This window comes from Burkholderia sp. THE68, from assembly GCF_009938265.1.
Taxonomy (GTDB): Bacteria; Pseudomonadota; Gammaproteobacteria; order Burkholderiales; family Burkholderiaceae; genus Caballeronia.
The window spans coordinates 2,768,742-2,790,770 of record NZ_AP022315.1 but is presented as its reverse complement, the minus strand read 5'-3'; the positions used below and the strand labels follow the sequence as shown (position 1 = coordinate 2,790,770).

At 65.4% G+C, this 22,029-nt stretch carries 21 protein-coding genes; 7 read left to right on the top strand and 14 right to left on the bottom strand.

All coding sequences use genetic code 11. The annotated features are described in order from the left end of the window. Positions 1-180 precede the first annotated feature (180 nt). From hslV to BTHE68_RS13220, 5 genes are all read left to right on the top strand, one after another. On the top strand, positions 181-717 hold the full coding sequence (gene hslV, locus BTHE68_RS13240) for an ATP-dependent protease subunit HslV (protein WP_162066672.1): 537 nt from the start codon (positions 181-183) through the stop codon (positions 715-717). An 11-nt stretch (positions 718-728) separates the two neighbouring features. After that, positions 729-2,066: an ATP-dependent protease ATPase subunit HslU gene (hslU, locus tag BTHE68_RS13235; RefSeq protein WP_162066671.1), complete on the top strand. Its 1,338-nt coding sequence runs from the start codon at positions 729-731 to the stop codon at positions 2,064-2,066. Positions 2,067-2,390: 324 nt separating this feature from the next. Further along, positions 2,391-3,473 (top strand): bifunctional DNA-binding transcriptional regulator/O6-methylguanine-DNA methyltransferase Ada, encoded by a 1,083-nt coding sequence (ada, locus tag BTHE68_RS13230; RefSeq protein WP_162066670.1) that lies wholly within the window; start codon positions 2,391-2,393, stop codon positions 3,471-3,473. A 228-nt stretch (positions 3,474-3,701) separates the two neighbouring features. Further along, positions 3,702-5,321 (top strand): glutamate--cysteine ligase, encoded by a 1,620-nt coding sequence (gshA, locus tag BTHE68_RS13225; RefSeq protein ID WP_162066669.1) that lies wholly within the window; start codon positions 3,702-3,704, stop codon positions 5,319-5,321. A 156-nt stretch (positions 5,322-5,477) separates the two neighbouring features. Beyond that, positions 5,478-6,047, top strand: a complete 570-nt coding sequence (locus BTHE68_RS13220; protein ID WP_162066668.1) for a hypothetical protein — start codon at positions 5,478-5,480, stop codon at positions 6,045-6,047. Between the two features lies 1 nt (position 6,048). Here BTHE68_RS13220 and BTHE68_RS13215 read toward each other — a convergent pair whose 3' ends face one another. Together BTHE68_RS13215 and BTHE68_RS13210 are read right to left on the bottom strand one after the other, a co-directional pair. Next, complete coding sequence (locus tag BTHE68_RS13215) at positions 6,049-7,611, bottom strand: DHA2 family efflux MFS transporter permease subunit (protein WP_162066667.1); 1,563 nt, start codon at positions 7,609-7,611, stop codon at positions 6,049-6,051. Positions 7,612-7,736: 125 nt separating this feature from the next. Further along, a complete protein-coding gene (locus BTHE68_RS13210) occupies positions 7,737-8,231 on the bottom strand; it encodes a MarR family winged helix-turn-helix transcriptional regulator (RefSeq protein WP_162066666.1) in 495 nt (164 codons plus the stop codon). Between the two features lie 208 nt (positions 8,232-8,439). Here BTHE68_RS13210 and BTHE68_RS13205 point away from each other — a divergent pair, with 208 nt between their 5' ends. After that, positions 8,440-8,733: a hypothetical protein gene (locus tag BTHE68_RS13205; protein WP_162066665.1), complete on the top strand. Its 294-nt coding sequence runs from the start codon at positions 8,440-8,442 to the stop codon at positions 8,731-8,733. 203 nt (positions 8,734-8,936) lie between these two features. Then, complete coding sequence (locus BTHE68_RS13200; protein WP_162066664.1) at positions 8,937-10,481, top strand: efflux transporter outer membrane subunit; 1,545 nt, start codon at positions 8,937-8,939, stop codon at positions 10,479-10,481. A gap of 13 nt (positions 10,482-10,494) precedes the next feature. Here BTHE68_RS13200 and BTHE68_RS13195 read toward each other — a convergent pair whose 3' ends face one another. From BTHE68_RS13195 to gspD, 12 genes are all read right to left on the bottom strand, one after another. Then, entirely contained in the window at positions 10,495-11,274 is a 780-nt protein-coding gene (locus BTHE68_RS13195) for a type II secretion system protein N (RefSeq protein WP_162066663.1), read from the bottom strand. Then, on the bottom strand, positions 11,271-11,774 hold the full coding sequence (locus BTHE68_RS13190) for a type II secretion system protein M (protein WP_162066662.1): 504 nt from the start codon (positions 11,772-11,774) through the stop codon (positions 11,271-11,273). Before BTHE68_RS13190 ends, BTHE68_RS13195 begins: the two co-directional genes overlap by 4 nt. Continuing rightward, entirely contained in the window at positions 11,771-13,108 is a 1,338-nt protein-coding gene (gspL, locus tag BTHE68_RS13185) for a type II secretion system protein GspL (protein ID WP_162066661.1), read from the bottom strand. The genes BTHE68_RS13190 and gspL overlap by 4 nt, the downstream gene beginning before the upstream one ends. 36 nt (positions 13,109-13,144) lie before the next feature. Further along, positions 13,145-14,257 carry a type II secretion system minor pseudopilin GspK gene (gene gspK, locus BTHE68_RS13180; RefSeq protein ID WP_162066660.1) on the bottom strand — a complete coding sequence of 371 codons (1,113 nt, stop codon included), beginning with the start codon at positions 14,255-14,257 and terminating at the stop codon, positions 13,145-13,147. After that, positions 14,254-14,913 (bottom strand): PulJ/GspJ family protein, encoded by a 660-nt coding sequence (locus BTHE68_RS13175; protein WP_162066659.1) that lies wholly within the window; start codon positions 14,911-14,913, stop codon positions 14,254-14,256. The genes gspK and BTHE68_RS13175 overlap by 4 nt, the downstream gene beginning before the upstream one ends. Next, positions 14,891-15,283: a type II secretion system minor pseudopilin GspI gene (gene gspI / locus BTHE68_RS13170; RefSeq protein WP_502710559.1), complete on the bottom strand. Its 393-nt coding sequence runs from the start codon at positions 15,281-15,283 to the stop codon at positions 14,891-14,893. Before gspI ends, BTHE68_RS13175 begins: the two co-directional genes overlap by 23 nt. Then, positions 15,280-15,801, bottom strand: a complete 522-nt coding sequence (locus tag BTHE68_RS13165; protein ID WP_232077883.1) for a GspH/FimT family pseudopilin — start codon at positions 15,799-15,801, stop codon at positions 15,280-15,282. Before BTHE68_RS13165 ends, gspI begins: the two co-directional genes overlap by 4 nt. After that, positions 15,773-16,243, bottom strand: coding sequence for a type II secretion system major pseudopilin GspG (gene gspG / locus BTHE68_RS13160; protein WP_162066658.1), 471 nt, complete (start codon positions 16,241-16,243; stop codon positions 15,773-15,775). Before gspG ends, BTHE68_RS13165 begins: the two co-directional genes overlap by 29 nt. A gap of 158 nt (positions 16,244-16,401) precedes the next feature. Continuing rightward, positions 16,402-16,815, bottom strand: a complete 414-nt coding sequence (locus BTHE68_RS13155; RefSeq protein WP_061174104.1) for a hypothetical protein — start codon at positions 16,813-16,815, stop codon at positions 16,402-16,404. Beyond that, the gene (gene gspF / locus BTHE68_RS13150; protein ID WP_162066657.1) at positions 16,815-18,032 is read right to left on the bottom strand and encodes a type II secretion system inner membrane protein GspF; all 1,218 of its coding nucleotides are present in this window, start codon (positions 18,030-18,032) and stop codon (positions 16,815-16,817) included. Before gspF ends, BTHE68_RS13155 begins: the two co-directional genes overlap by 1 nt. A 3-nt stretch (positions 18,033-18,035) precedes the next feature. Then, positions 18,036-19,523 (bottom strand): type II secretion system ATPase GspE, encoded by a 1,488-nt coding sequence (gene gspE, locus BTHE68_RS13145; protein WP_162066656.1) that lies wholly within the window; start codon positions 19,521-19,523, stop codon positions 18,036-18,038. Then, entirely contained in the window at positions 19,520-21,886 is a 2,367-nt protein-coding gene (gene gspD / locus BTHE68_RS13140; RefSeq protein WP_162066655.1) for a type II secretion system secretin GspD, read from the bottom strand. Before gspD ends, gspE begins: the two co-directional genes overlap by 4 nt. Positions 21,887-22,029: the final 143 nt, after the last annotated feature.

Genomic DNA, 22,029 nt, shown 5'->3' with positions numbered 1-22,029 from the left:
CCGGACGCGCCGCCGCAACGGCATCATCGCGGCGGGCGCGAGCGCGGCGCTTCGCCTGTGGCCTCCGAGGCCCGGACGGAACCCCGCGCCGTGCACTTCATCGAATTCTCGACTGCGCGGCGGCCGGTCGTTCGACGACGAAGCCGCCCCGCGTCCTTCTGGTTTTCACAAGGAACGCACATGGAACAATTTCACGGCACGACCATCGTCTCCGTGCGCCGCGACGGCAAGGTCGCGCTGGGCGGCGATGGTCAGGTGACGCTCGGCAACATCGTCATGAAAGGGGGCGCGAAGAAAGTGCGCCGCATCTATGGCGGCAAGGTGCTGGTCGGCTTCGCCGGCGGCACGGCCGACGCGTTCTCGCTGCTCGACCGCTTCGAAGCGAAGCTCGAGAAGCATCAGGGCAATCTGACGCGCGCCGCCGTCGAACTGGCGAAGGACTGGCGCACCGACCGCATGCTGCGCCGTCTCGAAGCGATGCTGATCACCGCCGACAAGGACACGACGCTCGTCATCACCGGCAACGGCGACGTGCTCGATCCCGAACACGGCATCGCGGCGATCGGCTCGGGCGGCGCATACGCGCAGGCCGCGGCGCAGGCGCTCATCGAAAACACCGCTCTCGCCCCGCGCGACATCGTCGAAAAGGCGCTCACCATCGCCGGCGACATGTGCATCTACACCAATCACAATCGCGTCATCGAGACGATCGAATAAAGGACCCAGCGATGACCACCATGACTCCCTCCGAAATCGTCTCCGAACTCGACAAACACATCATCGGCCAGGGGCGCGCGAAGAAGGCGGTTGCCGTCGCGCTGCGCAACCGCTGGCGCCGTCAGCAGGTCGGCGAACCGCTGCGCCAGGAAATCACGCCGAAGAACATTCTGATGATCGGGCCGACGGGCGTCGGCAAGACCGAGATCGCGCGTCGTCTCGCCAAGCTCGCGGACGCGCCGTTCATCAAGATCGAAGCGACCAAGTTCACCGAAGTGGGCTACGTCGGGCGCGATGTGGACAGCATCGTGCGCGATCTGATCGAGATTTCCGTCAAGCAGACGCGCGAATCCGAGATGAAGAAAGTACGCACGAAGGCGGAAGATCGCGCGGAAGACCGCATCCTCGATATCCTCCTGCCGAGCGCGCGCCCGGTCGGTTTCGGCGCGGCGGAATCGGGCGGCGAGGGCGACAACACCACGCGCCAGACTTTCCGCAAACGCCTGCGCGAAGGCGCGCTCGACGACAAGGAAATCGAACTCGACGTGGAACTGCCGCAAGTCGGCATGGACATCATGGGGCCGCCGGGCATGGAGGACATGACCGAGCAGATTCGTTCGATGTTCGCGAACATCGGCGGCGGCAAGAAGACGCGCCGCAAGGTGAAGGTGAAGGAAGCGCTGAAACTGCTCACCGACGAAGAAGCCGGCAAGCTGCTCAACGACGAAGAGGTCAAGAGCCGTGCGGTGCAGAACGTCGAGCAGAACGGCATCGTGTTTCTCGACGAAATCGACAAGATCGCGTCGCGCAGCGAGGCGGGCGGCGCCGAAGTGTCGCGTGCCGGCGTGCAGCGTGATCTGCTTCCGCTCGTCGAAGGCACGACCATCAACACCAAATACGGGATGATCAAGACCGATCACATCCTGTTCATCGCGAGCGGCGCGTTCCATCTCGCCAAGCCGAGCGATCTGATTCCCGAGCTGCAAGGGCGCTTTCCGATTCGCGTCGAGCTGGATTCGCTGTCTGTCGGCGACTTCGAATCGATCCTGAATTCGACCGATGCAAGCCTCGTCAAGCAGTACAAGGCGCTGCTCGCGACCGAAGGCGTCGAGCTCGATTTCACCGACGAAGGCATCCGGCGTCTCGCGGAAATTGCGTACTCGGTGAACGAGAAGACCGAGAACATCGGCGCGCGGCGGCTGTATACGGTAATTGAGAAGCTGCTGGAGGAAGTGTCGTTCGCGGCGGGCAATCACACGGGCCAGCCGGTGCGGATCGACGCGGCGTATGTGGATCGCGCGCTCGGCGACGTGGCGCAGGACGAAGACTTGTCGCGCTACGTGCTGTAACGGCGGCGGCATCATCCAGAAGCGAACCGGGCCGTTGAGCCCGGTTTTTTTCGTCTGATGGAAACGTACAGGCGAAAAAAAGCCCGCCTAGGTTGGCGGGCTGAATCCATATCAGGAGGAGACATGGAGGAGACAATTCCAATAATACATAGCCGGTTGATGCGACGCAATAGAAATTTTAGTAAAAACCCCTATGGCGTGATTCTGTGGCATCTGTGCGTCACTTTTGGGATTCCGCCTGCCGATGACACCGCAAGAAACGGCGCGTAACCTCGTCCACACGGCTCTACAGTGGTCACGTACCCAAGAGCCTTCGAGGTCGTCATGAAAACCGTAACCAACCCTGTCTTTTCATCCGATGAAACCCGCTGGCAAGCCGTCGTCGATCGCGACGAGCATGCCGACGGCGCTTTCTTCTTCGCCGTACGCACGACCGGCGTGTTCTGCCGGCCCTCGTGCGCGTCGCGGGCGCCGCGTCGCGAGAACGTCGAATTCTTCCCGACGACCGATGCAGCCGTCGCCGCCGGATACCGCGCCTGCAAGCGCTGCCAGCCGACCAGCCTGCCGCGCGAACTCGCCATCGTCGAGCGCGCGTGCAAGGTGCTCGACGCCGATCCGCAGCAGCGCATGACGCTCGCCCAGTTGAGCGATGCCGTGCACGTCAGCCCGTTCCATCTGCAGCGCCTTTTTTCGCGGATCGTCGGCATCTCGCCGCGTCAGTATCAGGCGGCGCAACGCGCGGGCGTGCTGCGCGACGCGTTGCAGCGCGGCCGCGACGTGACGCGCGCGACGCACGACGCCGGTTTCGGCTCGCCGTCGCGCATGTACGAGGCCGTGCCTGCCGAACTCGGCATGACGCCGTCCGCGTACAGGCGCCAGGGCGCGGGACTGACCGTGCGCTACGCGACCGCCGCGACGCCGCTCGGCACGGTGATCGTCGCCGCGACGGACAAGGGCGTCTGCAAGATCGCGTTCGGCGACGATGCGGATACGCTCGTCGGACAGCTCGCCGCCGATTTCGCGCAGGCCGAACGCGTCGAGGATGCTGCGAAGATGGAGCCGTTCATCGCGCAGATTCGCGCGTATCTGCAAGGCACGCGCGAGCGCTTCGACTTGCCGCTCGACATCGGCGCGACGGCTTTCCAGCGGCGCGTGTGGGACGCGTTGCGGCGTATCCCGTATGGTCAGACGCGCAGTTACACGGACATCGCGGCCACGCTCGGCTCGCCTCGCGCGGTGCGCGCGGTCGCCAACGCGTGCGGCTCGAATCCGGTGGCCCTCGCGATTCCATGCCATCGCGTGATCGGCAAGGATGGCGCGATCTCGGGCTATCGCTGGGGCACGCCGCGCAAGGAAGCGCTGCTCGAAACCGAGCGCGCCCACAACGAAGCCAACAAGGTCGCATGAAGCACACGCGCTCGCCGTCGTCATGACGCGCGGGCGTGTCAAACCCCTCGCGAGCCGCCCGAAGCGGCTCCGGAATCCCTCCGCCGCGTCCCGCGCGAAGCCTCCGAAAAACCCGCAAACCCTTACGGTTTCTGGGCTCAAGCACGCCTGACACCGAGATGTTAAAGTGCCCGCTACCCTAAAAATATGACCGGGCGCATGCGCTCGCGCTCCTCGCAGATTGCTTCAATGGCAAACAAGAATCCCGCTCACCCCAAGGCCGGCGCTTTCGAGCGCAGGCTTGCCGCGCTCGCGTCCGGCCCACACGCCGACGCACTGCGCCAAGGCTTGCGCGGCATCGAAAAAGAAAGCTTGCGTGTGACGCCGCAGGGCAAGCTGGCGATGACGCCGCATCCGCGCGCGTTCGGCTCCGCGCTGACGCATCCGCTCATCACGACCGATTACTCCGAAGCGCTCGTCGAACTCATCACGCCCGCCGAAGCCGACGCGGCGCTCACGCTCGATCGCCTCGACGTGCTGCATCGTTTCGCGTACGCGCACATGGGCGACGAGTTGCTGTGGAACGACTCGATGCCCAATTCGTTGCCGCCTGAGGACGAGATTCCGTTCGGCTATTACGGCACGTCGAATATCGGCACGCTCAAGAACGTGTACCGGCGCGGGCTCGCGCTGCGCTATGGGCGCACGATGCAATGTATCGCGGGCATCCACTACAACTATTCGCTCAACGAAAATGTGTGGCGCGCGTGGCAGGCGCTGGACCAATCGAGCACGCTGTCCGCGAAGGACTTCCAGTCGGAACGCTACTTCGCGCTCATCCGCAACTTCCGCCGCACCAACTGGCTGCTGATGTATCTGTTCGGCGCGTCGCCGGCGCTCAACAAGCGCTTCGTCGAAGGCAAGACGCATCATCTCGAAACGTTCGATGCCGACACGCTTTATTTGCCGCACGCGACCAGCCTGCGCATGAGCGATCTCGGCTATGCGAACAATCCCGCGCAGGCGGACCTGCTGCCGAGCTACGACACGCTCGAGGCCTATCTCGACGTGCTCGCCAAGGCCGTGAGCCAGCCGTACGCGCCGTATGAGGCCATTGGCACGCAGCGCGATGGCGAATGGGTCCAGATCAACACCAACGTCCTGCAGATCGAAAACGAGTTCTACTCGACGATCCGCCCGAAGCGCGTCACGTATTCGGGCGAACGTCCGCTGCATGCGCTGGCCGAGCGCGGCGTGCAGTACATCGAAGTGCGCTGCCTCGACATCGATCCGTTCGAGCCGACCGGCATCTCGCTGGAGACGGCGCGCTTTCTCGATGCATACCTGCTGTATTGCGCGCTGGAAGACAGCCCGCTGTTGCCGCCCGAGGCGAGCATCGAAGCGAACGGCAATTTCAGCGCGGTGTCGAAGGAAGGACGCAAGCCGGGTCTCACGCTGCAACGCGACGGCGCAAGCATGCCGATGCAGCAGTGGGCCGAAGCGCTCTTCGACGCGATCGAGCCGGTCGCGAAGACGCTCGACACGCTCAACGGCAACGACGACCACACGCGCGCGCTTCGGGGATTGCGGCCGCGCATCGCGGATGCATCGCTAACGCCGTCCGCACGCGTGTTGCAGACGATGCGCGACAATCGGCAATCCTTCGACGCATTCGCGCTCGAACTCAGCGCGCGCCACGCCGAAACCTTCCGCGCGCGCCCGCTCTCGGTCGACGACGAGCGCGCGATGGAAGAACTCGCAGCGAAATCACTGGTGGAGCAGACGGTGGTCGAAAGCAGCGACACCGAATCGTTCGATGCGTTCGTCGCCGCCTATCAGGACTACAAGCTGAATCCCGCGAGCGCGTGAGCTCTCGCGCTCCTTCGCGACGAGCAGCTTTTTCCGTTCCGGCGCCCGCGTGCGCCGGAAAGCCTTACCGGCTTGTGCAACAGAGGGAAACGCATCACAACGTCATCCGGGTTGACGGGTCAAAATGTTGCCGACTTTTCGACGATCGGGGGAGCAATGAAAAAGATGTTCTTCGGCGCGGCCGCGCTGGGGGCTGCGTCGCTTGCGCTATTGGGCGGCTGCGCGGTAGACGATCAGGTCAGCAGCACCGTCATGGAGCAGGCTACCCAACCGCTCACCTGCATGAGCAAGCCCGAATGCGATGCGTGGTGGGCGCGCGCCCAGGTCTGGGTGACGAACCATTCGGCGTACAAGTTGCAGACCGTCACGGATTCGATCATCCAGACGGCGGGACCGTCGAGCGGAAAGCGCGCGCTCGCGTATCAGATCACCAAGACGCCGACGAACGAAGGCACCGCGACGATCGGCTTCGCCGCGCACTGCGACAACCCGCTCGGCTGCGAGCCCAACCCGTGGCAGGCGGGCGCGGACTTCAAGCAGTTCATCCGAAACGGTCCGGGGCTGCGGAAAACGACGCCGCAAGCCGCGCAGGCAGTCGCGCCGGCGCCCGTCGCGCCCGCCGCGCCCGCTCCAGGCGGCGTGCAGGTCAGCCCGCTGGACCAACCGGTCCCGCTCAATCTCGAGAACCAGCCGGGCCAGTCGGTGACGCCGCTCACGCCGCAGTAAATCAATGACCCATCGTGGCTGACGCGCCCTTCTTCGGCCGCGTCAGCCAGACCATCACGGCCAGCACGAGAAACGCATAGAACGAAATGCGGAAGAAGTCGTTGGTCGACATCATGTACGCCTGCGCCGACACCACGCGATCCAGTTGCGCCGTCAGCGCCTGTCCCGACAGACCGAGTCCCGAAAGTAGATCCGAATAAGCCGTCGTGCCCGCCGAATACGGCGTGACCGACTCGGTGAGCCGCGCATGATGGCGGATCATGCCGTTTTCCCAGAAAGTCGTGCTGACCGCGGTGCCGATCGCGCCCGACAAGGTCCGCAGGAAGTTCGACAGCCCCGCCGCGCCCGCGAGCCGTTCGTCGGAGACGCTGGAGAGCGTGATGGTCGTCATCGGCACGAAGAAGCATGCGACGCCGATGCCCTGAATCAGACGCGGATAGATGATCTCGTGGAACGGCGTGTCGAGCGTGAAGGTCGAGTTCCAGTGCGACACGAACGCGAAGGTGAGGAACGCGAAACTCGCGACCACGCGCAGATTCAGCCGATGCATGTTCTGCCCGATGAGCGGCGAGAGCACCAGCGCGAGGATGCCGACCGGCGCGGTGGCGAGGCCCGCGAGCCACGGCGTGTAGCCGAGCACGGTTTGCAGCCACAGCGGCAACACGACGACCGATCCAAAAAACGCGAGAAAGCCGAGCGACGTAATGAGCACGCCCATCGCGAAGTTGCGGTCGCGAAAGAGCGACAGGTCGATCACCGGTTCCTTCTCCGTCAGCTCCCACGCGAACATGAACGCGAGCGACACCGCCGCGACGATCGCCAGCGTCACGATGAAGTTCGAGCTGAACCAGTCGTGGTCCTTGCCGAGATCGAGCATCATCTGCAGGCTTGCGACGCCGATCACCAGCAACGCAAGCCCGACGCCGTCGATGCGCTGCTGGGTCGTCTTCGTCTCGTGGCCGCGCAGCAGGAAGTACGCGATCGCCGCGGAAAACATGCCGATCGGCACGTTGATGTAGAAGATCCACGGCCACGTGAAGTTATCGGTGATGTAGCCGCCCATCACCGGGCCGAAGATCGGCGCGACGATCACGGTCATCGCCCAGAGGCCGAGCGCGAGCCCGCGCTTTTCCGGTGGATAGCTGCGCATGAGGATGGTTTGCGACAGCGGGACCATCGGGCCGGAGACGAGACCCTGCAACAACCGGAACGCGATCAGCGACTGAAAGTTGTGCGCGAGGCCGCAGAGCGCGGACGCGACGGAAAACAGCAGCACGGAAATCGTGAAGAGCTTCACCTCGCCGACGCGGCGCGCGAGCCAGCCGGTCAGCGGCACCGCGATGGCGGACGCGACCGAATACGACGAGATCACCCAGGTGCCTTCGCTCGTCGCCACGCCGAGGCTACCGGAAATGGTCGGCACCGCGACGTTCGCGATCGACGTGTCGAGCACTTCCATGAACGTGCCTAGCGCGAGGCCCATGGTCAGCAGGGCGAGGATTCCGCCGGTGAGCGGCATGGGCGCGGGCGGCGTGGCGGGCGTGCTCGTCGCGGATGTGGACATTCTTCGTTTTCTCCATGCGCCGACGATGCCGAAAGCACGCATCGCACGCAAACTATTTATTGTCGAGGCATTCTCTGCCCAGACAGCGAAATCTGCGCAATGAAACGCCAGTTTCGTCCGATCAATCAGGGCAAATCTTCGTCGAGCCCGCACGGCGCGCAAACGGCCATCGGCGAGTTGCCGATGATGCGCGTGAGCATGCCGATCAACAACGCCAGCTCCGCGTGGCTGAAACCTTCCAGTTGTTCGTTGAGTACGGCCGCGCCGATCGCGGGCAGGCGCGCGGCGGCGTCGCGCCCTCGCTCGGTCAGGCTCAGTTCGACCATCCTGCGGTCGGCCTCGCTGCGCGCCCGGCTCACGAAGCCTTTCTTTTCGAGCCGGTCGAGCATGCGCGTCATCGAGCCGCTGTCATACGACATCTCGCGCGACAGTTCCAGCGGCGTGCGCGCGCGTCCCGACGCAAGCAGCAGGATCACGCCGATCTGCGGCGACGTGAGATCGAGCGGCTTGAGCGCCTGATCGGTTCGCATGACGAGCACGTTGCGCGCCTTGGCAAGGAAATAACCGAGGCTCGTTTCGAGCTGAATCGTGGCGGGATCGTAAAGCGGTTCGCTGTTCATGCGACATCGGTCAAACGGCTGTTGCGGGGTTGCGACACTGCGCCGCGCCCCCGTGAAGCCGATAATTGCGAAAAAGCAATCGGCAGTATCTTGAAAAGTAGTTGCATAGTCAATATTATTCTATGCACTGAGTTACGCGCGTGATGCGCAATTCGAGACCATGTTCTGATCGCCAGCCGTCGTTCTGCGACGCCCGAAGGACCTTCAAATGACCCGCTTTGTTCGCACCGCCCGCCGACGCTTCGGCCCCATCAGCAGCACGATCGCCAACGCTTCCCGTCACTTCGTCCCGCCGAAGCTGAGTTCGTGGAAACTCGCGTTGTATCTGATCGTATTCTTGCTGCCGGGCGGTTCGTTCGCGGTGCTCGGCATGGGATGGTTCGAGAACCGGCAACGGCGCAAGACGGCGGCTTCCGCGCCGAAGAAGGCGTCTTCGGTGCGACCGTTGGTCCCCGCGCCCTGCTCCTCGTGTCCCGGAAGCGGCGGCGCAAGCGGCGCGTAAGGCGCACGAGCGCTTCCCCGTAACGCGTCGTAACCGATTCCCGCCGTCGCGTAACACCCGCCTTACGGTGAACCCGTTACGCTAACGTCTGCCCGACAACGCTCGGCGCGCGCATCGAGCGTGCGCCGCGTTCCGTTACCATCTCGGCTGATCGCGTCCGTCGCTTCGAACGGAGCCGCGCCGACAGGAATTTCGACAAGCAGATGCCGTATCGCCCCGCCCTTCCCGCTTTCGCCGTCCCGCGCCGGCTGACCGCCACGGCGCTTGCCGCCACGCTGGCGATGTTCATCGCCGGCTGCGCGGTCGGGCCCGACTATCAGCGCCCCACGACGACGGTCCCGGCCAGTTACAAGGAAGCGCCCGAAGGCTGGAAAGTCGCGCAGCCCGCCGACCAGATCGACCGCGGCACCTGGTGGACCATCTATAACGACGAACGCCTCAACGAGCTCGAAACGCGCGTGAATCAGGCGAACCAGAGCATCGCGCAGTTCGCGGCCGCGTATCGTCAGGCACGCGCGCTCGTCGGCGAGGCGCGCGCGGCGTACTTCCCGACGATCGGCGCAGCGGCGTCGGCGTCGCGTTCCGGAACCGGCACGGGCAACCGGTCGACCAACAGTTCCAGCTTCGGCCAGCAGGGTTCGGTCAACAACCAGTTCAGCCTTTCGCTCGACGCGAGCTGGGAACCGGACCTGTGGGGCAGCGTCTCGCGCACGGTCACCGCGCAGAAGGCGGGCCAGGAAGGCGCGGCCGCCGATCTCGCGAACGCGCGTCTGTCCGCGCAGGCCACGCTTGCGCAAAGCTATTTCCAGTTGCGCGCGCTCGATGCGCAACAAAAGCTCCTCGACGAAACCGTCGCGGCCTACGAGCAATCGCTCAAGCTCACGCAGAATCAGTACGCGCAGGGCATCGTCGCGCGCTCGGACGTGATTCAGGCGCAGACGCAATTGCAGTCCGCACAGGCGTCCGCCATCGACAACGGCGTCGCGCGCGCGCAATTCGAACATGCGATTGCGGTGCTCGTCGGCGAGCCGGCTTCCACGTTCTCGATACCGCCGATTCCGCTCGATGCGACGCCGCCCACGGTGCCCGTGCAAATGCCATCCGCGATTCTCGAGCGCCGCCCGGATATTGCCTCAGCCGAGCGCAAGGCAGCGGCGGCGAACGAGCAGATCGGCATCGAAATCGCCGCGTACTTCCCGACACTCACGCTCTCCGCGCAAGGCGGCTTCGAAAGCTCGGTGCTGTCGCAGTTGCTGCGCGCGCCGTCGCGTTTCTGGACGCTCGGACCGGACATCGCTGCAACGATTTTCGACGGCGGCCTGCGTGCCGCGCGCACCGACGCCGCGCGTGCTGCTTACGACCAGAACGTCGCGACTTATCGGCAGACCGTGCTGACGGCGTTCCAGGACGTGGAGGACAATCTCGCGTCGTTGCGCATTCTGGAGCGGGAAATCGTCGTGCAGCAGCAGGCTGTCGAATCGGCGCAGCAGGCGCTCGCGATCATCAACAATCAGTACAAGGCGGGGACGGTCGCGTTCATCAACGTGCTGACCGCGCAGACCACCGCGTTCACCGCGCAGCAGAAGCTCGCGAATATCGCGGGGCAGCGGATGGTGTCGTCGGTGGGGCTGGTGAAGGCGCTCGGCGGCGGGTGGGATGTTGCGCAGATGGATCGCGAGACGGGTGCGGTGGAAGCGCCCGTCGCGGCTGCGTCTGGTGTGAGCGGGACGCAAACGGCCAATCGTTGACCGTCTGGATTCCCTAACGCATGAAGGTCAGCGCAACCGTATCCGGATCAGTATGCCGGCCGAGCAGATTCAGCAACCCAGCGAGGTTTTCGCGCTGCTCCGGCGCGGCCGTCGCCGTACCCTGAAACCCCGTCGTACCCGGTGAAATCACGCCGTCGCCCTTGAGCATCAACGGCCCCTTGCTCGTCGACAGATCGATCGTCGCCGATGCGCCCTGCGCCTGCAGCGCGACACGATACGAACCGAGCGGCTTGACTCGCGACACCCGCGAAGCCATATCGTCGAGTGAGACGACCACTTGCCCGTAAGCGTTGCGGTTCAGCAAACGGAATTCGGTCCACGAGAGCCGCACGCTGCCATCGAAATCCAGCGTGTTGAACGGCGCGCCGAGGCCCGCAAGCAGCGTCGCCGGCACAGCAATCTGACCCGCCGTAATCGTCGCGCCACGCGTGGTGGCGTCCACGGTCACCGCGTCGGGCATCGCTTCGGTCTGGCGCATCGTCATGTGCACGCGCCCGGTGAACAACGGCAGGAACGATGTCGTCCATTCGACGCGCCCCGGCAACAACGTAGCGCCCGCGCCGTCGCTGCCCGCGGCGAGCATCAGCGTGGCCGAACCGCGCCACAGCGACCCCGCCGGATCGACCAGATTGACGTGGCCGCCCGTCGACTTCGAGAACTGCGGCACGATCCACGCGGCAGGCAGCATCACGAGCAGCGTGCCGGCGATCGATATCACCATCACGAAAAGCGCCGGCAATGCGAGCCGGATACGTCGCGTCCAGTAACTCATTTCGTGCCGGCCGGTTGCAGCGACGCCGTCAGATCCACCTGGCCATCCGGCTTCAGCGCCGTGACGTGCGCCTCCGATACCTGCACCTTGAACTGCTTGCGCGCGTCGTCGAGCCACATCGTCCAGTTGGGGAACGACGCGTTCTTCAACTGAATCTGCACGGCCGCGCCGATCACCTGAACCTGTGTCGGCTGCATGCCGTTGTCCGCTAGAGACTTCGCGAGTGCATCGCGCAACGCGCCGCCCGTCGGCATCACGCCTTCGGTGGCGGGCGCGAGCGAACGCGCGTCATTGGCCTGCGCGGTCATCGTCGCGAGCTGGCGCTGCATCGTCGGCAAGCTGTCGCGCAGCCGCGCGCGGCCTTCGTAAGCAGGCGCCCACAGCACGAGATACACGAGCACGAGCCCAAGCGCGAGGCCGCCCCACATGAGGAGCGTCTTCTCGCGCGGCGTGCGCGCTTCCCAGAATTCCGACAGTGAACGTCCGATTTCCGCTTTCATTGGGCGCTCCTGATGGTCCATTTGCCGGTGTTGCTATCGATCGAACCGTTCAGGCCATTGGCGGCGAGGCGCTTCGAAAGGTCGGGATCGACCTTGGTTTCCGGCTTGAAGGTCACTTCCAGATGACGATCGCGATAATCGAGTCCCGCGACGCCATTCACCGGCACCGGAGCGAGCGAGCGCGCGAGTCCGTCTGCCAGCGACAGGAAATCCGACGGCGAAAGCTCGCCCGACGCCACCCGCAGCCGATCGAGATTGCGCGCCATCTGATCGGGCGCGTCGAGCACGACGGTCGTCTTCGGGAACGCGTTGAGCAGCAGTTCGGTTTCCTGCGCGCTGATCGCGTCGCGCTGACGCGCAAGCTGCAGCCATTGCACGTTGATACCGATGATCGACACGACGATCGACGCCGCCACGAGCGCGATCGGCACGCGCAGGCGCCGCATCGTCGCGCGGTCGAGACGCCACGGCTGCGCGGCGAATTCGAACTGGCACAGGTCGAAGCGGCTCGCGAGCGCATTGCGCGCGAGCGCTTCGAAGCCGACCGGCAACGCGCCCGCGACGGCCGCGGCGGCATTGCGCGAGCCGGACAGGCGCGGCTCGTCGCCGGGCAGATCGACGAGCGAATACAGCGTCACCGGATGATCGCCCGCGAGCGCGGCGAGCGTCGCCTCGATCGACTCGGCGGGCAGCGCGAGACCTTCGCCGAGCGCCGAGCGTTCGCCACGCGCGATCGCGATCTCGATGCGCGGCGCGCCCAGCGATGCGGGCGAAGGCGCGGCCAGCTCGCCGATCAGCGCCGGCGCGGTCGACACCACATGACCGAGCAGGCCCGCGACGAACGGCGTCGGCAGCACTGCCGTTTCCTCGCCTTCGACGCTCGCTGCCGGAACCGGAGCCGGCAGGCAGCGCATCGCGGGCACCGCCTTCACGTTGCGGTGCCCCGCGCCCGAGAACGCGCCCACCACGAAGCGGAACCAGCCGCGATCGATCACGGCGACCACGCGCTTGCCATCGGCGAGCTCGACCGGATCGACGGCGACGTGGCACGTCTGCGGGTCCTGGATCAGCTGATCCTCGACGACGTTCGGCAGCGCCTGCCGCAAGCGCGGCCCCTTGAGCGGCGGCACGGCGGCGGCGAGCAACAGCGTGTCGCGCGCGGCGACGATCAGCACCGTCGCGCTCGCGCGCGGCAGCAGCCCGAGCGCCGCGCGGCCGATGCGTTGCGGCTCGCCGCGCTTGTCGAGCAGCAGAAACGGCAGATCCGGCAGATGCCACTCTTCCGAGCGCACCGCGGGATCGCGCGGCGGTAATAGAACGATCAGTGTGCTCAAAGGCCACTTCCTCTCATCAATGACAACGGCATGTCTTCACAGCGAGTCGCGTGTGTAGACGATGCGCGTCGTATGCGTCGTCGGATCGCGATACACGAGCGTCGTGCGTTCCAGTTGCGCGCGTTCGTGCTCGACGCGCCCGTGGATCACGAAATACTTCGTGGTGACGTCCATTTCGCTCGGATCGGTCGACACGGTCTTGACGCCCGCGCCGGTCAGCGCGAGCTGCACGTTGCCGATATCGTGAAAAAACACCGTCTCGCGGCGCGCGACGAACGCCTGCGCCTGCGACAGATTCATGCCGGGCACCACGGCCGCGATCACTTCGGCGGGCGCGGTGTTCATATTTACGGCGGCCGTCGTCGGCAGCACGGTGACGAACGGCCGGAGCTTCGCGACCGCTTCCGCCGAAAAGCCCGGCACGTCGAGCAGCGAATCGACGCTGATCATCTGCAAGGGCGCGACGGGCGCGTTGTTGTCGGCATCCTTCAGGCCGGGATCGTCGGTGAAGTTGCCGCCGCCCGTGCCGCCTTGCGCGAGCGCCGCGATCGTCGCTTCCGTGCTCGTGCCGGTGGCCGAAGTCGCGCTGTTGCCGGTCTGCGTCTGGAAACGCGTCGCGGAGCGCGCAAGGCCCGCGCGCATCTGCAGCGCCACGGTTTTCGCGAGCGAGCCGTTGATGCCGAGCATCGCGAGCAGCCGCTGGAACGCCTGAATCTGCGCGACGTTGATCGTCAGCACGCCGGGCGTCGGCGTCGAAACGAGGTTGCGCAGATTGAACTTCGCCTGCGCGTCCTCGATCGAGCCAGACAGATACGTGGACGCGCCCTGTTGCGCGCGCACTTCGCCGATCTGCCCGAGAAAGTCCGACAGCTTCGTTTTCGCGATCGGCACGCCCCACACGCCGCCGAGGTATGTGACCGTCGGCGAGGTATCGGCTTCCGAGCGCAGGATGAGACGCGTCCAGTCGAGCGCGCTGCGCGAAATCCATTGCGCCTGCGCGAGCAGCCGCTGATTCTCGATGCGACGAATCTGCACCTGCTGACGCCACAGCATGCCCGACACGAGAATGGCCGCCAGCGATACGACCAGCAACGCGCTGATGATCGCAACGCCGCGCTGCTTTTTCCGGTTCATCGCGCGCATGCTCATTCTCCGACCAGAAACACGCGCGTGAGCGGCGTCGCCAGCGTGCGCGCGCCGACCGCGACCTGAACACCCGACACCGCGCGCGCCAGCGGCGCGTTGCCCAGTTGCGGCACTTTCAGGTTGTTGTCGTTCTGGTTGATCTGCGAGAACACGTCGGTCATTCTCGTCGTCCAGCCTTTTTCCGGAATGTAGACGCGCGTCGCGAGCGAGGCCACGCCGCCCATCAAGGGAATCGAGCTCCAGCCGTCCGCCGTATCGGCCGACGACAACGCGCGCCGCACTTCGCCGACGTTCTCGAGCGGCGGCGACGCATAGCGCACGATCCGGCTGTTCGAGAGCCGGTAACGCACCACCTGCAGGCGCGGCGCCGTGCCCGGCGCGAACACGCCACGCACGATCTGCAGCGAGCCGTTGCCGATCTGCACGGCGGGCTGGCCCGCTTCGTCGTCGGTGGCGGCCTGACGCGCGTCGATGCGCATCTGGTCGAACAATTGCGCGACGATGCGTTCGTCCTGCATCGCGTTCTCGATGGTCGCGCGGCCGCGGATCACGGAATCGAGCCCGCGCCACGACAACACCGCGAGCACCGCGAGAATCGCGATCGCGATCAGCATTTCGAGCAGCGTGAAGCCGCGCTCAGAGCGAGCGGTTCGTTTCATTCGCCACCACCGTGACCAGTTGCGCCAGATAACCGGAGCGGCCCGGCGTCGCGACGAACATCTCGACGCGCCGGAAAATCGGATTGGGCGTCTGGCTCACGCGCTGCGTGCAGGTGAGTTTCAGATTGCCCTGCGAGCAGTCGAAGCTGCGCGAGCCGATCGCCGGAAACTGATGCGAAAGCCTCAACTGCGCGAGTTCGTTGTCCGCGCTCCAGCCCGCGAGCAGCCGCCGGTGCAGGTCCGCTTCGCCCGTCGCGAGCGAGCCGACCGCGCGCACCGACGCGGCCAGCGCCACCGCGATGATCGCCAGCGCGACGAGCACTTCGATCATCGTGAAACCGCGCTGATGTCGACGAGCCTTGCGCATCATCGCACCTGAAAACGGCCGCTGCCGCTGCCGACGATCGTCACGCGGCCCGCCGGCGAAATCAGCGTGATTTCCATCGGCGCGTCGATGGCTTCGGTGCCGAACACGAGCCGGTTCACCGACTTGTCCGAATCGAGGAAATTGATCGTCACGCCGGTCACGCCGCCTTCCCAGCGGCGCGGGCGCAGCAGATCGTCGCGCAGCGGGCGCCAGCCGTCTTCCGTGCGGATGTCGAAGCGAAAGCCGCCGTCGAGCGGCTGCCACGCGATCGGCCGCGCGCGCACCTGCGCTTCGTCGCCCGCCGATTCGAACAGCAGCGCGAGACGCTGCGCTTCCTCGTTGAGATCGGTGCGCGGGTTGCGCGTCAGTTGCAGCGACGCGAGCGACACCAGCAGCCCCGCGATCACCAGCACGACGAGCATTTCGAGCAGCGTGAAGCCGGCCTGACGACGCGCCGGCGAATGCCCGTTCACGATGTCTTGCGCCGACGGCTTACTGCCACGACCCGACGTCGGCGTCATTGCCTTCGCCGCCCGCCTTGTTGTCCGCGCCGTAGCTGAACACGTCGACTTCGCCGTGCACGCCCGGATTCAGATACTGATACTGGCCGCCCCACGGATCGTTCGGCAGGCGCTCGAGATAGCCGCCGTCCTTCCAGTTGTTCGGCACCGGCTCGGTCGACGGCTTTTCGATCAGCGCGCGCAAGCCTTGCTCCTGCGTAGGATAACGGCCGTTATCGAGGCGATAGAGCTTCATCGCCTGCATGATGGTGCCGATGTCCTGCTTCGCGGCGACGCGGCGCGCCTCGTCCGGGCGGCTCATGATCTTCGGCACGATCAGCGCGGCGAGAATGCCGAGAATCGCGATCACGACCATGATTTCGATCAGCGTGAAACCGCGCTGGCGACGCCCTTGCGCCTGAGCCTGTTGAATTCGCATGCGGCGTTGTGTCCACATTTGCATGACTGCTACCTCTTGAATTGAAAATATCGTTTCCGGGCCTCATGCCCGGTGATGATTGAAAAAAATCGCGCGGCTTCCTGTCTTGCCGAAGCCGCCGCACATTCTATCGATCCGCTTTCGTCGCGTGATTCGGATTCACGCAAGGCATCGCGTCACGCTCAGCGCACCCAGATCGTCGGGCCGGGCGGATTCTGCGGCAGGAAGATCTCCGACTTCACGCCGTTGCGATCGATGATGATCGAGCGCGCGCGCACTTCAGAGAGCTTCACGCCCTGTGTGAGCGGGCCGCCCAGCGACACGGCTTTCGCCGCCTCGCCGCCGTAGCTCACGATGGCCGCGGCTCCCCCCTGCAACGCGAGAATGCCGAACAGATGCACGTCCGAGTTGGCCTGACGCTCCAGCCGCCCGCCGAAGATGGTCGCGGCCTGCTCGACCGACGGCGCGCGCGTCGCCGCCGCGGCGGGCAGCGGCGCGGTCTGCCGCGAGGTCAGCGTGACGACCCAGTACGTCAACGTCACGCAAAAGAGCGCGAGCGCGGCGAGCGTGAGCAAACGAGTTTGAAGGGCGTTCATCACTGCACCAGATTATTCAGTTCGATGATCGGCAACATCACCGCGAGCACGATCACCAGCACGACGCCGCCCATCGCGAGAATCAGCAACGGTTCGAGCAGGCTCGTCAGGAACATCGTGCGGCGTTCGAGCTCGCGCGCTTCGCCTTCGGAGGCGCGGTCGAGCATCGTGGTGACGTCGCCGGTCGCTTCGCCCGAGCGGATCAGGTGGACCAGCACGGGCGGAAACGTCTTTGTGTTGCCGAGCGCGCGCGACAGCGACGAGCCCTCACGCACCCGGATGATGGCGTCGTCGACGTTCTCGCGCATCGCCGTGTTGCTGAGCGTTTCGCCGGCCGCCTGCAGCGCGCGCAGGATCGGCACGCCGGCGGCGGTGAGGATCGCGAGCGTGCTGGCGAAGCGCACCGTGTTATAGCCGCGCACCAGCTTGCCGATGAGCGGCGCACCGAGCAGCCAGCGGTCGAACGACATGCGCGGCCCGGGCCGCGAGAGAATGCGTTTCACGAGCCATGCGAAGATCACGACGCCGATCAGCATCGTCCACCAGTAACTCCGCACGAAGGCGGAGAGCGCCATCATCATGACGGTGAGGAAAGGCAGCTGCTGCTTCGTGCTCGCGAACACGTTCACGACCTGCGGCACGACATAGCTCAACAGGAACGTGACAATGCCGAACGCGATGAGCGTGACGATGCCCGGATACGTGAACGCCAGAATGATCTTCTGCTTGAGCGCGTTGCGCTGCTCGATGTAGTCGGCGAGCCGCGACAGCACGAGCCCGAGCTTGCCGGTGTGCTCGCCCGCCGCCACGAGCGCGCGATAGATTTCCGGAAAGTCCTTCGGATGCTGCGCGAGCGCGTTGGCGAACGAATGGCCGCCGAGCACTTCGGCGCGGATCGCGGCCATCAGTTCGCGGATGTAATCGCGCTCCGACTGCTCGGTCAGCACCGCGAGCGTTTCGCCGAGCGGCAGGCCCGCGATCAAGAGACTCGCGAGCTGGCGCGTGAGAATCGCCTGCTCGCGCTGCGACAGACGCCGCCCGAGCGACAGCCGTTGCTGACGCTCGCCGCGCGTGCGCGAGCCCGCCGCCTCGACGATGAGCGGCGTCAGCCCCTGCGTGCGCAACTGGCTGCGCGCGGCGCGCGCGCTGTCGGCATCGAGTACGCCTTTTTGCGTCTTGCCCGCGTGATCGATCGCTTCGAAACGAAAAGCCGGCATACGTTATTCCCCGCCCGTCACGCGCAGCACTTCTTCCAGCGACGTCACGCCCGCGGCGAGCCAGCGGTCGCCGTCGTCGCGCAGCGTACGCATGCCCTGCTTGCGGCCCGCGTCGAGAATCTCCGCGTCCGCCGCGTTGCGGTGAATCAGCGGGCGAATGATGTCATCGATCAGCAGCAGTTCATAGACGCCGCGACGGCCGACATAGCCCGACTGGCCGCATCGCTCGCAGCCGACCGGATGGTAACGCTTGGTGCCGTCGTCTTCGGTGCGCTCTTCCTTGCACACCGGACACAGTTGCCGCACGAGCCGCTGCGCCAGCACGCCGAGCAGCGACGACGCCAGCAGATACGGTTCGACGCCCATGTCGGTGAGACGCGTGACGGCGGACGCGGCATCGTTCGTGTGCAGCGTCGCGAGCACCAGGTGGCCCGTGAGCGAAGCCTGCACCGCGATCTGCGCGGTTTCGAGATCGCGGATTTCACCGATCATGATGATGTCCGGATCCTGACGAAGAATCGAACGCAGCGCGCGCGCGAAGGTCATGCCGATGCGCTCGTTCACCTGCGTCTGACCGATGCCCGACAGATCGTATTCGATCGGATCTTCCACCGTCATGATGTTGGTGGTGGTGGTCTCCAGCCGCGACATCGCCGCGTACAGCGTAGTCGTCTTGCCGGAACCGGTCGGCCCGGTCACGAGCACGATGCCGTGCGGGCGGCCGATCAGCTTGTCGAAGTTGACGAGCGTGTCGCGCGCCATGCCGAGCCTCTCGAGATTCAGGCGCTGCGCATCCTTTTCCAGCAGACGCAGCACCGCGCGCTCGCCGTGGCCCGTCGGCAGCGTGGACACACGCACGTCGACCGGACGTCCGCCCACGCGCAGCGTGATGCGGCCGTCCTGCGGCAAACGCTTTTCGGCAATATCGAGCTGCGCCATGATCTTGATGCGCGAGATCAGCGCGCCGTGCAGCGCCTTCTTTGGGCGCACGACATCGCGCAGCGTGCCGTCGACGCGAAAGCGCACGACCGACGCGTTCTCGAACGGCTCGATATGAATGTCCGACGCCTGTTCGCGTGCCGCCTGCGTGAGCAGCGCATTGATCATGCGGATGATCGGCGCGTCGTCCTCGGATTCGAGCAGGTCCTCGACTTCCGGGATGTCCTGCATCAGGCGCGACAGATCGACTTCACCTTCCACTTCGCCGACCACTTGCGCCGCGCTGCCGTCGTTGCGCGCGTACGCCGAGTTGATCGCGGCGGCGAGTTCGTCGGCGGGCTTGCGCACGATCGACAGCGCGCCGAAATTGCGCGCGACTTCGGCAAGCGCCGCGTCGGTGGTGCGCTCGCTGATCCACACTTCGATGCCGTCCGCGTGCTGATGCGCGAGCAGGATCTGCCCAGTGCGCGCGAAGCCGTAGGGCACGAGCCGGGCCGCCAGCGGCGACGCCGCGCTGTTCGCGCTCTCGGCTGCATCGTTGACCGTGGTCACGGCCGCACTCCTTGTTGGCTGTTCGTCGCCGCGTTGCCCGGCAGCGCGTTGGTCGCGCCGTTGGACGGCATGGTGTTCGTCGCGCCGTTCGCGGGCGCCGGATAGGTCGCGCCGTTCTGCGGCGCCTGGCCTGCGTCCGGATTCTGCGGCAGCGTCGTGCTCGGGCCGGGGCCGCGCGTCGTGTTGCTCCAGTCCAGCAGATTCTGCGCCGGCGCGCCGCCGCCCTCGCTCGGACCGAGCGGCTTCGGCGGCATCACCGGCACATTCTGATCCTTGATGAGACGGTTGTCCGTCGTCGAGCCGTATTGTTGCTGACGCAGATAGTCGTAGCGCGTATTGGCGATCTGCGTGGAAGTGGCCTGATCGCGCACGATCACCGGGCGCAGGAACACCATCAGGTTGGTCTTCGTGCGCGTCTTGCTCTCGCTTCTGAACAGGCTGCCGATGAAGGGGATGTCGCCGAGCAGCGGAATCTTGCTGTTGTTGTTGTTGTACTGATCCTGCATCAAGCCGCCGAGCACGACGATTTCGCCGTCGTCCGCGAGGATGGTCGACTGCACCGAACGCGTGTTGATCGTCACGCCGCCGGGATCGGTCTTCGTGGTTTGATCGACGCTCGAATCTTCCTGATAGATCTGCATCTTGAGCACGCCGCCGTCGGTGATCTGCGGCTTCACGTGCAGCGTCACGCCGACATCGCGGCGGTCGAACGTGTTGAACGCGGTGACCGAGGTCGCGGCGTTGGCGGTCGGCGTCGCGTAGGAACCCGTCACGACCGGAACGTTCTGGCCGACCACGATCTTCGCTTCCTCGTTGTCGAGCGTGATGAGGTTAGGCGTCGAGAGAATATTCGCATCCGCCGATGTCGACAGCGCCTGCAACAGGCCGCCGAGCCCGAACAGATTGCCGAAGCGGTGCAGCAGACCGATGTTCAGGCCTTGCGCGAGCAGACCGCTGGTCGACGTGATCGCCGACGGATTCTGCGCGATCGCGTTGCCCTGCAAGGTCAGATCGACGATGTTCGTGTTGCCGCTGCCGAAGCTCGTGCTGCCGTACACCGCGTTATTGCCGCCGTTCGACAGCAACAGCCCCTGCCACTGGATGCCGAGGTTCGCGCCGGTGGTCGCGGAAAGCTCCACGATCAGCGCCTCGATGTAGACCTGCGCGCGGCGCGCGTCGAGCTGATCGATCACGGAGCGCAGGTTGCGGTAGACCGGATCGGCCGCGGTGATGATCAGCGAGTTGGTCGCGGAATCGGCCTGGATCATGCCGCCGCCCTGGTCGTTGCCGGACTCGTTGTCCTTGTTCGACGAAAAGCTCGAATCGCGATTGCCCGAGCCGCCCGTCATCGGATTGTTGCTGGTGCCCGAACTGCCGCCGAGACCGCCAGGCAGCGGCGGCATGCCCGACTGACCGGTGGACGTCGACGAATTGCTGAGGCCGCCGCCGCTCTGGCCGAACGTATTCGAGTTCGAACCCGAAGTGTTGTCCGAGCTATTGTTACCCTTGCCTAGCATGGCGCGCAGCGTCTTGGCGAGGCGCGTCGCGTCGGCGTTGCGCAGCGGCACGACGTGCATGTTGCCGGGCTGCGTCGTGGGTGCGTCGAGCTTCTGCGCCAGTTGCTTCGCCGCGGCGAGGCGCGAGCTGCTGGATGCGCGGAACATCAGCGAGTTGGTGCGCGCATCGGGCGTGACGGTGACCTTCAGCGTCGCATCGGTGCTGCCGATGGCGCCGGGATCGAGCAGCTTGTTCATCTGCTCGGCCACGTCGATCGCGTTGGCATTCTTCAGCGTGACGATGTCGACCGAGCGGCCCGCGGCAGTATCCACGCCCGCGATAATGCCCGCGATGCGGCGCACGTTGTCGGCGTAATCGGTGACGACGAGCGTGTTGTTCGCCGGATAGGCAGCGATCGTGTTGTTCGGCGAGATCAGCGGGCGCAGCACCGGCAGAAGATTGTTCGCCGATTCGTTATGCAACTGAAAGACCTGCGTGATCACCTGATCGCCGCGCGCGGCCGGCGCGTTGCCGACGTAGGTCGGCACGCCCTGGAGCTTGGCGTCGGCTTCGGGCACGACCTTCAGCACGCCGTGATCCTGCACCAGCGCGAAGCCCTGCATGCGCAGCGACGACTGGAGCGTCTTCAGCGCCTGATCCTCGGGAACCGAGTTCTCTGAGACGAGGTTGAGCTGCCCCTTGACGCGGGGATCGACGATGATCGTTTTGCCGGTGGCGGCGCCGATCGCTTTCGCGACCTGGTCGATGTCCGCGTTGACGAAATTCAACGTCACTTGCGCCTGAGCGGCTTGCGCGACGATAAGTCCCGCCGCCAGCAGTGCCGTCGCCGTGCGACGCAGTGCCATAGGTTGTCTTCTCATGGATGTGATGTCAGAGCCGGTGTTTCATGAGCCGGCTGAGGCGGCAGTTCGTCAGCCGAACGCGCCGCCAACCGCGGCAGGACAGGCAGACCCGGCCACCGCGATCATTTTAAAAAATATGACGATAA

Bases quoted from the DNA above. Each gene is read 5' to 3' on its own strand.
- BTHE68_RS13220 (WP_162066668.1), top strand. From the start codon at position 5,478: ATGAAAAAGATGTTCTTCGGCGCGGCCGCGCTGGGGGCTGCGTCGCTT.
- hslV (WP_162066672.1), top strand. From the start codon at position 181: ATGGAACAATTTCACGGCACGACCATCGTCTCCGTGCGCCGCGACGGC.
- gshA (WP_162066669.1), top strand. From the start codon at position 3,702: ATGGCAAACAAGAATCCCGCTCACCCCAAGGCCGGCGCTTTCGAGCGC.
- hslU (WP_162066671.1), top strand. From the start codon at position 729: ATGACCACCATGACTCCCTCCGAAATCGTCTCCGAACTCGACAAACAC.
- BTHE68_RS13215 (WP_162066667.1), bottom strand. From the start codon at position 7,611: ATGTCCACATCCGCGACGAGCACGCCCGCCACGCCGCCCGCGCCCATG.
- gspK (WP_162066660.1), bottom strand. From the start codon at position 14,257: ATGAGCATGCGCGCGATGAACCGGAAAAAGCAGCGCGGCGTTGCGATC.
- BTHE68_RS13175 (WP_162066659.1), bottom strand. From the start codon at position 14,913: ATGAAACGAACCGCTCGCTCTGAGCGCGGCTTCACGCTGCTCGAAATG.
- gspF (WP_162066657.1), bottom strand. From the start codon at position 18,032: ATGCCGGCTTTTCGTTTCGAAGCGATCGATCACGCGGGCAAGACGCAA.
- BTHE68_RS13200 (WP_162066664.1), top strand. From the start codon at position 8,937: ATGCCGTATCGCCCCGCCCTTCCCGCTTTCGCCGTCCCGCGCCGGCTG.
- gspI (WP_502710559.1), bottom strand. From the start codon at position 15,283: ATGATGCGCAAGGCTCGTCGACATCAGCGCGGTTTCACGATGATCGAA.
- BTHE68_RS13210 (WP_162066666.1), bottom strand. From the start codon at position 8,231: ATGAACAGCGAACCGCTTTACGATCCCGCCACGATTCAGCTCGAAACG.
- gspD (WP_162066655.1), bottom strand. From the start codon at position 21,886: ATGGCACTGCGTCGCACGGCGACGGCACTGCTGGCGGCGGGACTTATC.
- ada (WP_162066670.1), top strand. From the start codon at position 2,391: ATGAAAACCGTAACCAACCCTGTCTTTTCATCCGATGAAACCCGCTGG.
- gspG (WP_162066658.1), bottom strand. From the start codon at position 16,243: ATGCAAATGTGGACACAACGCCGCATGCGAATTCAACAGGCTCAGGCG.
- BTHE68_RS13165 (WP_232077883.1), bottom strand. From the start codon at position 15,801: ATGACGCCGACGTCGGGTCGTGGCAGTAAGCCGTCGGCGCAAGACATC.
- BTHE68_RS13195 (WP_162066663.1), bottom strand. From the start codon at position 11,274: ATGAGTTACTGGACGCGACGTATCCGGCTCGCATTGCCGGCGCTTTTC.
- BTHE68_RS13155 (WP_061174104.1), bottom strand. From the start codon at position 16,815: ATGAACGCCCTTCAAACTCGTTTGCTCACGCTCGCCGCGCTCGCGCTC.
- BTHE68_RS13205 (WP_162066665.1), top strand. From the start codon at position 8,440: ATGACCCGCTTTGTTCGCACCGCCCGCCGACGCTTCGGCCCCATCAGC.
- BTHE68_RS13190 (WP_162066662.1), bottom strand. From the start codon at position 11,774: ATGAAAGCGGAAATCGGACGTTCACTGTCGGAATTCTGGGAAGCGCGC.